12 protein-coding genes are annotated in these 11,281 nt (G+C 75.8%); 5 read left to right on the top strand and 7 right to left on the bottom strand.

What is annotated here, in order from left to right; genetic code table 11:
• A partial coding sequence (locus tag ACK586_RS07535; protein WP_425330371.1) for a hypothetical protein occupies positions 1-189 on the top strand: 189 nt, incomplete at its 5' end.
• Between the two features lie 87 nt (positions 190-276).
• Here ACK586_RS07535 and ACK586_RS07530 read toward each other — a convergent pair.
• Positions 277-1,137 (bottom strand): hypothetical protein, encoded by an 861-nt coding sequence (locus ACK586_RS07530; RefSeq protein WP_409329841.1) that lies wholly within the window; start codon positions 1,135-1,137, stop codon positions 277-279.
• Between the two features lie 129 nt (positions 1,138-1,266).
• On the opposite strand from ACK586_RS07530, the gene nucS reads away from it, so the two are divergent.
• From nucS to ACK586_RS07515, 3 genes are all read left to right on the top strand, one after another.
• Positions 1,267-1,938, top strand: coding sequence for an endonuclease NucS (gene nucS, locus ACK586_RS07525; RefSeq protein WP_409329840.1), 672 nt, complete (start codon positions 1,267-1,269; stop codon positions 1,936-1,938).
• Positions 1,939-2,021: 83 nt separating this feature from the next.
• Entirely contained in the window at positions 2,022-3,803 is a 1,782-nt protein-coding gene (locus ACK586_RS07520; protein WP_409329839.1) for a 3-hydroxyacyl-CoA dehydrogenase family protein, read from the top strand.
• Positions 3,804-3,807: 4 nt separating this feature from the next.
• Complete coding sequence (locus ACK586_RS07515; RefSeq protein ID WP_409329838.1) at positions 3,808-4,113, top strand: hypothetical protein; 306 nt, start codon at positions 3,808-3,810, stop codon at positions 4,111-4,113.
• 6 nt (positions 4,114-4,119) lie between these two features.
• On the opposite strand, the gene ACK586_RS07510 is transcribed toward ACK586_RS07515, so the two are convergent.
• The 5 genes from ACK586_RS07510 to ccrA all read right to left on the bottom strand — a co-directional run bounded on the left by ACK586_RS07510 (position 4,120) and on the right by ccrA (position 9,714).
• The gene (locus ACK586_RS07510; RefSeq protein ID WP_409329837.1) at positions 4,120-4,779 is read right to left on the bottom strand and encodes a class F sortase; all 660 of its coding nucleotides are present in this window, start codon (positions 4,777-4,779) and stop codon (positions 4,120-4,122) included.
• A 4-nt stretch (positions 4,780-4,783) separates the two neighbouring features.
• On the bottom strand, positions 4,784-5,638 hold the full coding sequence (locus ACK586_RS07505; RefSeq protein WP_409329836.1) for a DUF4397 domain-containing protein: 855 nt from the start codon (positions 5,636-5,638) through the stop codon (positions 4,784-4,786).
• 110 nt (positions 5,639-5,748) lie between these two features.
• A complete protein-coding gene (locus ACK586_RS07500; RefSeq protein WP_409329835.1) occupies positions 5,749-6,774 on the bottom strand; it encodes a hypothetical protein in 1,026 nt (341 codons plus the stop codon).
• A gap of 48 nt (positions 6,775-6,822) precedes the next feature.
• A complete protein-coding gene (locus ACK586_RS07495) occupies positions 6,823-8,178 on the bottom strand; it encodes a hypothetical protein (RefSeq protein ID WP_409329834.1) in 1,356 nt (451 codons plus the stop codon).
• 204 nt (positions 8,179-8,382) lie between these two features.
• A complete protein-coding gene (gene ccrA / locus ACK586_RS07490) occupies positions 8,383-9,714 on the bottom strand; it encodes a crotonyl-CoA carboxylase/reductase (RefSeq protein WP_409329833.1) in 1,332 nt (443 codons plus the stop codon).
• A gap of 147 nt (positions 9,715-9,861) precedes the next feature.
• On the opposite strand from ccrA, the gene ACK586_RS07485 reads away from it, so the two are divergent.
• Positions 9,862-10,665 carry a phytanoyl-CoA dioxygenase family protein gene (locus ACK586_RS07485; protein WP_409329832.1) on the top strand — a complete coding sequence of 268 codons (804 nt, stop codon included), beginning with the start codon at positions 9,862-9,864 and terminating at the stop codon, positions 10,663-10,665.
• 18 nt (positions 10,666-10,683) lie between these two features.
• Here the strand turns inward: ACK586_RS07485 and mce are convergent, their stop codons facing one another.
• Positions 10,684-11,142 (bottom strand): methylmalonyl-CoA epimerase, encoded by a 459-nt coding sequence (gene mce, locus ACK586_RS07480; protein ID WP_409329831.1) that lies wholly within the window; start codon positions 11,140-11,142, stop codon positions 10,684-10,686.
• Positions 11,143-11,281: the final 139 nt, after the last annotated feature.

Below are 11,281 nucleotides of genomic sequence, written 5' to 3'. Positions count from 1 at the left end.
ACCGTGCGCCCCGACGGCCGCGTCGGCCTCGGCGCACACGACCTCCGCCTGGGCGCGGCCTACGCCGGCCAGCACATCACCCTGCTGGTCAACGGACCCCGCGTGGTCTTCCACGCCCTCGACGGCCAACCCCTGGGCCACCTCACCCTCGACCCCCACCAGCGCTACGCCAGGATGGAAGCCGCCTGAACCCAACCGCGACACATGTCATGAGCCCACACCACGACACATGTCCGGGGACACGACATCGGCGTGACGCCTGCGGATCTCCTCCGGTCAGGCGCGCAGGTCGGGGCAGCCGGTCTCGTGGGGGAGCAGCGGCCGGAACGACAGCGCCCAGCGGGAGCCGTCGGCGGCCACCCACGGGGTGCGGGTGTTGGCCGCCGCGGCGGCCTCGAGGACGGCGGCCGCGTCGGCCCCCTCCGCGGTCAGGCAGGACAGGCCCAGCGCCGGCTCGAGCGGCTCGCCGGGCAGCGGCGGCCCCGGCCACGTCATCTCCGCCTGCGGCAGCTCCGGATCGGCGTCGGCCTCGGTCCAGGAGCGGCTCACCACCGCGACGGACTCCGGCACGTAGGCCTCGCCGGACGTGCCCGTGGTCGCGGTGAGCGCGTCGAGCAGTCCGGCGAGCGCGGCCCGCCCCTCCTGCTGCTCCGGGGTCAGGCCGTCGGTCCCGCCGCCTCCCTCGGCGAGCGCGTAGACCTCCCGCACGTGGGTGCCCTCGGCGGTCACCAGGGTGAAGCGGGTGGAGGCCGCGTCGGCGATCGGCGGGGTGCCCAGGTCGCCGGTCTCGGCCACCCCGGCGGCCAGCGCCTGCTCGACGAGCTGCCGCACGGTGGCCTCGTCCACCCGGGCCACCTGCACGTTGGGCAGCGCCGGGCCGGGGTAGATGGCGATCACCGGACCGTCGGAGAGCACACGGCCGTCGGAGTAGATGCTCACCAGGGGCAACCGGGTCGCGAGCATCTCCGGCGTCACGAAGCCGCCGGTGTAGGACACCTGCAGGACCAGCCCGTCGGGCAGCCCGGGCGCCAGGGGCGGGCCGCCGGCCTCCCCGCCGTCGTCGGGGCGCTCGGCGCACGAGCACAGCAGCACCAGCGCGAGGACGGCGAGCACGCCGCGCAGTGAGGTCCGCGTCACGGTCGGACGACGTCCGGGGACCTGCGCCGGTTCCCGGACGGCCTCGCCTGCCCCACCCACCCCGCTGCGACGGCCCCGCCGACCCCGCTGCAACGGCCCCGCCGACCCCGCCCGGTACCGTCGCTGCCCGTGCGCCTGGTCATCGCCCGCTGCTCGGTCGACTACATCGGGCGGCTGACCGCCCACCTCCCCATGGCCAGCCGGCTGCTGCTGGTCAAGGCCGACGGCTCGGTGTCGGTGCACGCCGACGACCGCGCCTACAAGCCGCTCAACTGGATGACCCCGCCGTGCTCGCTCCGGGAGGAGCTCACCGACGGGGCGGGCACCTGGACGGTGACCAACAAGGCCGGCGAGCAGCTGGTCATCACGATCGAGTCGGTGGAGCACGACTCCTCGCACGACCTCGGGGTCGACCCCGGCCTGCAGAAGGACGGCGTCGAGGCCGAGCTGCAGCGGCTGCTGGCCCTGCACGTCGACACCTTCGGCGCGGGCTGGCAGCTGGTCCGCCGGGAGTACCCGACGGCCATCGGCCCGGTCGACCTGCTGTGCCGCGACGCCGGGGGGACGACGGTCGCCGTGGAGGTGAAGCGGCGCGGGGAGATCGACGGCGTCGAGCAGCTGACCCGGTACCTCGAGCTGCTCAACCGCGACCCGCTGCTCGCTCCCGTCCGGGGGGTCTTCGCCGCCCAGGAGATCAAGCCGCAGGCCCGCGTGCTCGCCGCCGACCGGGGCATCGACTGCCTGACCGTCGACTACGCCGTCCTCAAGGGCACCGACGACCCGTCCCAGCGGTTGTTCTAGTTACCCGCCGGTAACCCGCTCGCGCGGGCGGCGCCTCCGGGTGGGAGACTCCCGGTCGATCAGCGATCGGGAGGAGTGGCAGCGTGGCCAGAGAACTGACCGAGGTCGGCGTCGTCGGCCTGGGCACCATGGGTGCCGGGATCAGCGAGGTGCTCGCCCGGGCGGGCCTGTCGGTGACCGCGGTGGACGTCGACGACGAGGCGGTGGCCCGGGGCCGTGGGCACGTGGAGCAGTCCACCGGGCGGGCGGTGAGCCGGGGCAAGCTGGACCCCGCCGAGCGGGAGGAGATCCTCGGCCGGATCCGCTGGTCCACGTCGCTGGAGGACCTGGCGCACGCCGAGCTGGTCATCGAGGCGGTGCCGGAGCGGATGGAGCTCAAGACCGAGATCTTCGGCAAGCTGGACGCGATCTGCCCGCCGGACACGATCCTGGCCACCAACACCTCCAGCCTGTCGGTGACCGAGCTCTCGGTGGCCACCGCCCGCCCGTCGCGGGTGATCGGGATGCACTTCTTCAACCCGGCGCCGGTCATGAAGCTGGTCGAGGTGGTGCGCACTGTGGTCACCGAGCCGGCGGTGGTGGAGGACGTCGAGGCGCTGGCCACCCGCCTGGGCAAGGTCGACGTCACGATCGGTGACCGCGCCGGGTTCATCGCCAACGCCCTGCTGTTCGGCTACCTCAACCACGCGGTGTCGATGTTCGAGGCCCGCTACGCCTCCCGCGAGGACATCGATGCCGCGATGCGGCTGGGCTGCGGGCTGCCGATGGGCCCGCTGGCGCTGATGGACCTGATCGGCATCGACACCGCCTACGAGATCCTCGACACGATGTACAAGCAGTCGCGCAACCGGCTGCACGCCCCCAGCCCGGTGATCAAGCAGATGATGACCGCCGGGCTGCTGGGCCGGAAGTCCGGCCGCGGCTTCTACACCTACGCCCAGCGGGACTCCGCCGAGGTCGTGCCGGACGCCCTGACCCCGGCGGCGGGCGGCGCGTCGGCCGGCGCCCGGCCGGTGTCGGCCGTGGGCGTCGTCGGCTCGGGCACGATGGCCACCGGCATCGTCGAGGTGGTCGCCAAGGGCGGCTACGACGTGCTGTTCCACGCCCGGTCGGCGGAGAAGGTCGCCGCCGTCACCACGGCGCTGCGCAGGTCGCTGGACAAGCAGGTGGCCCGTGGCCGGCTGGAGGAGGCCGCCCGCGACGAGGCGCTGGGCCGGGTGCGCGGCACCACCGACCTGGACGAGATGGCCGACCGCGACCTGGTGATCGAGGCCGTGGTGGAGTCGCTGCCGGTCAAGGAGGCGCTGTTCGCCGCGCTCGGGGAGATCGCCAGGCCCGGCGCGGTGCTGGCCACGACGACCTCGAGCCTGCCGGTGATCGAGTGCGCCCGGGCCTCGGGCCGCCCGGCCGACGTGGTGGGCCTGCACTTCTTCAACCCGGCGCCGGTGATGAAGCTGGTGGAGGTGGTCTCGACCATCTCCACCGCCGACGACGTCACCGCCACCGCGCACGCGGTCTGCGAGCAGCTGGGCAAGCACCCGGTGTCGTGCACCGACCGGGCCGGGTTCATCGTCAACGCGCTGCTGTTCCCCTACCTCAACGACGCGGTCAAGATGCTCGAGGCGCACTACGCCACCGCCGACGACATCGACGCGGCGATGAAGGTGGGCTGCGGTTACCCGATGGGCCCGTTCGAGCTGCTCGACGTGGTCGGCCTGGACGTCTCGCTGGCCATCGAGCGGGAGCTCTACACCGAGTTCCGCGAGCCCGGGTTCGCCCCGGCCCCGCTGCTGGAGCACCTGGTGACCGCCGGCTACCTCGGCCGCAAGACCGGTCGCGGCTTCCGCGACTACGCCCGCAGCTGAGCCCGTGCCCCGACGGCGCGCGCGGGCCGGGTCGCGGTCCCCGGGACCCGGCCCGGCCCGGCGCGCCGAGCGGGTGGAGGAGGCCGCCGACGGCGACTGGGTGGTGCGGTCGCTGACCGGGGCGGCGAGCACCAAGAGCTACCGCTGCCCCGGCTGCGACCAGGCGATCCGGCCGGCGACGCCGCACCTGGTCACCTGGCCGGCCTACCCGCGCGACTCCGACCTCGATCCCTGGGACGTCGACTCGGCCGCCGACCTGCGCCGGCACTGGCACCCGGCCTGCTGGCGCGCCCGGGCCCGCCGCAGGTAGCCCAGCTCAGGCCAGCCGCGCGAAGACGACGACGTTGTCCCGGTAGCTGCGCTGCGAGCGGTCGAACTCCCCGCCGCAGGTGACCAGGCGCAGCTGGGCGTCGGGGGTGGGTCCGTAGACCTCGTCGGTGGGGAAGGCATCCTTGGCGTGCCGCTCCACGCGGGTCACGGTGAACCGCGCCGTCGTCCCGTCCGCGCGGTCGACGAGGACCTCGTCCCCGGCGGTCAGGTCGCGCAGCCGCCAGAACACCGCCGGCCCCGCGGTGGAGTCGACGTGACCGGCCAGCACCGCCGGACCGACGTCCCCCGGCGCCGGGCCCCCGTCGAACCAGCCCGCCCGGCCGTGGTCGGCCGGCACCTCCAGCGCCCCGGCGGCGTCGACGCCCAGCCGCTCCAGCGGGCTGTCCACGCCGATCCCGGGCACGCGCACCCGGACGGGCTCGGCGACCGCTCCGACCGCCCGCGCCTGGAGGGCGACGGGCGGGGCGGTGGCCGTGACGAGCGCGGTGGCCGCCGGCGACGGCTCCAGCGGCCCGGTGTCGAGCAGTGCGACGGTGCCCGCGACCGCCGCCACGGCGGCCAGCAGCACCCGCAGCACCGTCAGCCGGCGCCGGCGCGGCGCGCGGTGCCGGGACGGCGGCCGGCGGTGCCGGGCGGGCTGCGGCACGGCCTCAGGACGCCGCGGAGTGCCGACCGCCGGCGACCCGCCGGCCGGGGCGGGTGGCGACGCCGAACAGGCCGCCACCCACCACGAGCAGGAGCAGGACGCCGGCGAGGACCCGGGGGAGCGCCGGGCCGCCGGCCGCGCCGCCGCCCCCGGCCTCGACACCGCCCGCGGGTACCGTCGCCGCCCCGGCCGCGTCGAGCACGGGCCGCACGCTCAGGCCACCGCCGGGGGCGTCGAGGACCAGCACGCTGTACACCGCGCCGGCGGTCACGTCGACGGGCAGCGACACCGGCTCGCCGCCCGCCGGGGTCACCGCCAGCGTGGCGCTCCCGGCCGGGACGTCGGCGTAGTCGCTGGTGTCGGAGAACGTCAGCGCGGTGACCACCGAGCCGCCGGTCAGGGCGACGTCCAGCTGCGGGGCGGTCGCCGCGGCGGCGATCACGCGCAGGCGGGCGGAGCCGGCCGGCGGCAGGGTCAGGTCGTCCTCCAGCACCTCGAGGCCGAGGTCGGCGAAGGGGCCGACCCCGGCGACGGTCCGCGCGTCACCGGCGCCGACCGTGACGGTCGTCGACAGCACCGGGGGGCTCGCCGGGTCGGCGCCGGCCTGGCGCATGCTGATCGCGTAGGTACCGGGCGGGACCTGCTGGTAGTCGGACACGGTGCCGTACCCGACCGCGGGGAAGGCCTGCCCCGTGCCGGGCGCGGAGACGGAGTCGACGTAGACGTCGACCGGCGGGGTGTCGGGGGACAGGTGCGCGAGGCGCAGCTGTCCGTTGCCGGCGGCCTGCGCCCCGCTCAGCGGCAGCGTCGCGCAGACCGCGGCGAGCAGGACGGCGAGGACGGCACGGGTGCTCCGCACGGCGAGTTCCCCCTGGATGTGGATCCGTGCCCCGGCGAGCGCAGCGGCACGACAGCGCGCGCTGCCGCCCCTACGTCTACCGGGCTCCGGGCTGCGCCGCACGGCGGCGGTCACCGGCCGGCTGCCGCGACGACGGCGTCCGGCCCCGGCACGTAGGCGAAGCCGACGAGCACGCCGTCGCCGGTCACCTCGACGGTGTCGGGGGCCAGCGGCGCCAGCTGGGCGTCCAGCCACGCGACCAGGCGCTGCGTGGCCGCGCCGTCGGCCGGGACCGGCCGGTCGCCGACGGCGTCGACGACCACCCGGCGGGCGGGCGCGGTCCCGCCCTGCTCGCCCGGGAGCGACGGGAACTCCCACAGGCCGACGCCCTCCCGGGCGGTCAGGCCGGCGATCAGGGTCAGCAGCCGGGGGTCCACCTCGCCGGAGGCCAGGACCTCCCGGGTGTCCCCCTCCGTCCGCGTGGCGGGGTTGGCCAGCACCGCCGCCGCCAGGGACTCGCGCTGCCGCCGCAGCTCCTCGGCCGGCTCGACCGGCGCCGGGTCCACCAGCAGGAGCGGGACGGCGCCGTCGCGGTCGAAGCGGGCCAGGACGCGGCTGCCCCCGGGCTCGGTCTCGGTCAGGACCAGGACGGGCACGGCCGGGTCCCCGCTCCACGGCGGCGCGGACTCCGGCAGCACCGCCGGATCGGCACCCGCCCGCACGAGGACGTCGCGGACCGGTGCCGTGGCCGTGACGGTTCCCCCGACGGGCAGCTCGGTGCGCAGCCAGGCGAGCAGCCCCGGGGGCGCACCGGTCGGGACGGGGGCGCCCGGACCGTCCGTGCCGGGAGCCGCGGCGGTGCCCCCGGCCCCCTCCCGGACCAGCCCCACCACCACCGCCGCCACCACCACGGCGATGACGGCGGCGAGCGCGCCGCCCGCCGGGCCGACGCGCGGCCACCCCTGGCGGCGCCGGCGACCGCCGCTCCCACGGGTGCTCCTGCGGCGCCGGTGGGCGGACCGGCCGGCGGCCGCGGGAGCGCTGTGCCACGTCGACACCGCCGCGTCCGGCGAGCCGCCGTTCTCCGGAGCGGCATGCCGGGGACCGCCGCGGCGCGCGGGTGGGTCGGCCGAGGTGGTCTCGGGAGGGTCGGGCACGCGTCGTCCGTACCGCACCGGACGGGCCGGAGCGCGGTGGAGCTGGGGTCAGCGGCGCGCCGCGGGTGCGGCGGTCCCGCCGTCGCTCGGCGCGGGGTCGCGCTCGGCCGGCTCCGTCCGCTCCCCGGAGGGGACGTCGGGGCGCGCGTCACCGGAGCTCTCGGCGCGGTGCTCGGCGGTGCCCTCGGTGGAGACCGCCGGCTGCACCAGGGTCGGCGGGTCGACCGGCCGGGTCCCCTCCGGGGCGCCGCCGGACGGGCGTGCCGCCGGCTGCGGCGCGGTGACCGGGCGGATCACCTGCGTCTGCTGCGCCGGCGGGGTGCTGGCCTGGCCGCCGCTGACGGTCTGCAGCGCGACCTGCGTGGTCGGGCCCTGCGGCGGGACGGCCGGCTGGGAGCCGGTGGGCGGCCGGTGGGCGCCTCGCTGGACGGCGGGCTGGGTCGCCGGCGCCGGCGGGCGCACCGGCTGGCGGGCGGCCGCCGCCTCACCGGAACCCTGGGCGGGCTGCGGAGCGGCCGGCGCCGCAGCCGGCTGGGGGGCCGGGGGCCGAGGGGCCTGCTGCTCGCCCTGCTCGCGGCCCGGCTGTGCCGGCGGGGGCACGGGGCGGTCGCCGAGCTCGGGCAGCGAACCGAGGATCCGGCGGACCTCGAGCAGCCGGCCGGTGAGCTCGTCGCGGACGTTGCGGATCGCGGCGGCGGCCGCCTCCGCCTCGCCGACCAGGTGGGCCGCGTGCTGCTCGGCGGCGGCCACCCGCTGCCGGGCCGCCTCCGTCGAGGCGCGGTCGCGCTCCTCCTCGAGCCGGGCCGCCTCGGCGCGCCGGGCACGCTGGGCGATCTCGAAGTCCTCCTCCACCTTGGCCCGCCGGGCCTGGGACTCCGCGTCGAGACGGGCCACCTTCTCCTGGGCCTTGGTCACGAGCTCGTCCGCGCGCAGCTGGGCCTTGGTGGCGATCTGCTCGGCGTTCTGCCGGGCCTCGGCCAGCATGCGCTCGACCTCGGCCTGACCGGCCGCGTGCCGCTCGAGCATCGCCCGCTCCTCGGCAGCGGTCTGCTCGCGCAGCGCCGAGGCCTCCTGCTGGGCCGCCTGGCGGATCTCGGCGGCCTCCTCCTCGGCCAGTCGCAGCATGTGCGAGATGCGCTCGCTCATGTTCTCGAAGGTGGCCGGCCCCGCGCTGGCGGCCTTGCGGCGCAGCTGGTCGATCTCCCCGTGCATCGCCGACAGCTGGCCCGCGAGGTCGGAGGACCGGGCCATCGCAGCGTCCCGATCGGCGAGCGCCACGCGGATGTCGGCCTCGAGCCGTTCGATCGTCTCGGCCACCTGGTGGCGGTCGAAGCCCCGCAGGACCACGTCGAACGAGTGCTGGGCCTCGCGCATCGGCACCAGGTCGCGGCGGGGATCGGTCATGCGGTCATCCTCGCAGAGTCGGCGGAGCTCGTCGGCGTGTCGGTCCGAGGTCCGGGCCGGGCCGGGGACGGGGGCGGTGACCCCCGACGATAGAACGCGGACCCGGCCGGGGAGGTGCCCCGGGAGGGCACCTCCCCGGCACGTGGCCACCCGTCAGGGACCCGCGCCGAGCGTGCGAGGCGTGGGGGGACGGGTGGTCCGTCCTCAGACCCCGCGGAAGCGGTTGATGGCGTCGATGTGCTTGGCGCGCTTCTCCCCGTCGCGGACGCCGAGCCCCTCCTCCGGGGCGAGGGTGAGGACGCCGACCTTGCCCTGGTGGGCGTTGCGGTGGACGTCGAGGGCGGCCTGGCCGACCTCGGCCATCGGGTACACCTTGGACAGGGTGGGGTGGACGAGGCCCTTGTCGATGAGCCGGTTGGCCTCCCACGCCTCCTTGTAGTTGGCGAAGTGCGAGGACAGGATCTTCTTCAGGTTCATCCACAGGTACCGGTTGTCGTACTCGTGCAGGTAGCCGGTGGTGGAGGCGCAGGTGATGATCGTGCCGCCCTTCTTGGCGACGTAGACGCTGGCGCCGAAGGTCTCCCGGCCGGGGTGCTCGAACACGATGTCGACGTCCTCCCCGCCGGTGAGCTCGCGGATCTTCTTGCCGAACCGCTGCCACTCCTTGGGGTCCTGGGTCTGCTCGTCCTTCCAGAACCGGTAGCCCTCGGCGGAGCGGTCGATGACCAGCTCGGCGCCCATCCGCCGGACGATCTCGGCCTTCTCGGGGGAGGAGACGACGCAGACGGGGATGGCGCCGCCGTTGAGGGCCATCTGCGTCGCATATGAGCCGAGGCCGCCCGAGGCGCCCCAGATGAGCACGGTGTCGCCCTGCTTCATGTTCGCCCCGTTGCGCGACACCAGCTGCCGGTAGGCGGTGGAGTTCACCAGCCCGGGGGCGGCGGCCTCCTCCCACGACAGGTGCGCCGGCTTGGGCATCAGCTGGTTGGACTTGACCAGGGCGAGCTCGGCCAGCCCGCCGAAGTTGGTCTCGAAGCCCCAGATCCGCTGCTGGGGGTCCATCATCGTGTCGTCGTGGCCGGCCGGGTCCTCCAGCTCCACCGACAGGCAGTGCGCGACGACCTCGTCACCGGGGCGCCACTTGTTCACCCCCGGCCCGACCTTCAGCACCACGCCGGCCAGGTCCGAGCCCACCACGTGGTACGGGAGGTCGTGCCGCTTGGTCAGCTCCGACACCCGGCCGTAGCGCTCCAGGAACCCGAAGGTGCTCACCGGCTCGAAGATCGACGTCCACACGGTGTTGTAGTTCACCGACGACGCCATCACCGCCACGATCGCCTCACCCGGGCCCAGCTCCGGGGTGGCGACCTCCTGCACGTGCAGCGACTTGCGCGGGTCCTTGTCCCGGGTGGCCTGGCCGGCGAACATGTCCTGCTCGTCCTTGCGGACCACCACCGCGCGGTAGGACTCCGGCACCGGGAGCCCCCCGATGTCGGCCAGCTGATCGGCCAGGATGGCGTCCCTGATCTCGTCCACGATGTCTCCCGGGTCTTCGTCGGCTCGGAGGAGCGGCTGCGGTGGGGGCAGATGTTACTGACGGGTAGTGAGGCTGGCGAGGCCGGACGGGGCGACCTGCGCCACTGTCCGGCAGGGGGTCGCCGCCCGGGTGCCTAGGCTGCGCACGTGGCTGCGGTCTCCCAGGAACAGGTCGAGCAGTTCGCCCGGGACGGCGTCGTCTGCGTCCGCGGCGTGTTCGACGCCGAGGAGGTGGCGCGTGCCACCCGCGCGGTCGAGGAGGTGCTGCGCCGGCCCGGGGACCTGGCGCTGACCGCCAGCCGGCCCGAGGACCCGGGGCTGTTCGTCGAGGACTTCTGCCGGTGGACCGACGTCCCCGACGTCGCCGCGCTGGCGCTGCGCTCGCGGGTGCCGGAGATCGCCGCGGCGCTGCTGCGATCGCGCCGGGTGCGGCTCTACCACGACCACGTGCTGGTCAAGGAGGGCGGCACCGCGCAGCGCACGCCCTGGCACCAGGACCAGCCGTACTACAACGTCGACGGCAGGGGCGTCAGCGCGTGGATCCCCGTCGACCCCGTTCCGGCGGCCGGGAGCCTGGAGCTGCTGGCCGGCAGCCACGCCGGCCCGTGGCTCATGCCCCGGACCTTCATGACCGGTGAGGCGCGCTGGTTCCCCGAGGGGGCGCTGGCCGAGCTCCCGGACGTCGAGGCCGACCGGTCGGCGCACGACATCCGGGCCTGGGAGCTGCAGCCCGGCGACGCGGTGTTCTTCGACTTCCTCACCGTGCACGGCGCCCCGGGGTTCCCGTTCCCCGGTCGCCGGCGCGTGCTCTCGCTGCGCTACCTGTCGGAGGGGGCCCGGCACGCGCCGCGGCCGTGGCGCACGTCCCCGCCGTTCGAGGGGCTGGCCGACGAGCTGCCCGCCGGGGCGGAGCTGGACCACCCGCTCTTCCCGGTGGCCTGGCCGCGTTGAGCCCGCGGGCTCGCGGCGTCAGTGCGCGGCGGGGGTCCGCGCCGGCTCGACCAGCTCGACGAGGACGCCGCCGGCGTCCTTCGGGTGGACGAAGTTGATCCGGCTGTCGGCGGTGCCGCGCTTGGGGGTGTCGTAGAGCAGCCGCAGGCCGCGCTCGCGCAGGATCGCGCAGGTCGCGTCGACGTCCTCCACGCGGAAGGCCAGTTGCTGCAGGCCGGGGCCGGAGCGGCCGATGAACTTCGCGATCGTCGACTCCGGGGTGAGCGGTGCCAGCAGCTGGATGCGGGTGTCGCCGTCCCCGACGGCGAGCATCGCCTCGCGGACGCCCTGCTCCTCGTTCATCTCCTCGTGCACCGAGGTGATGCCGTACGTCGTCGAGTAGAAGGCGATGGCCTCGTCCAGGTCGGGGACGGCGATGCCGACGTGGTCGATGGTGGTGAACAGGCCCGCGGGCAGTCCGGTCTGCGTGTCGGTCACGGGCGGCATCCTGCCGCAGGACGTCTCGGACGTCCTGAGGGAGTGCGGGGGGGGGGGGGGGGGGGGGGGGGGGGGGGGGGGGGGGGGGGGGGGGGGGGGGGGGGGGGGGGGGGGGGGGGGGGGGGGGGGGGGGGGGGGG

It is taken from the genome of Trujillonella humicola (genome assembly GCF_046233715.1).
GTDB classification, from domain to species: domain Bacteria; phylum Actinomycetota; class Actinomycetes; order Mycobacteriales; family Geodermatophilaceae; genus Trujillonella; species Trujillonella humicola.
The sequence above is the reverse complement of the archived record's forward strand: the minus strand, read 5'-3'. Positions and strand labels throughout refer to the sequence as shown.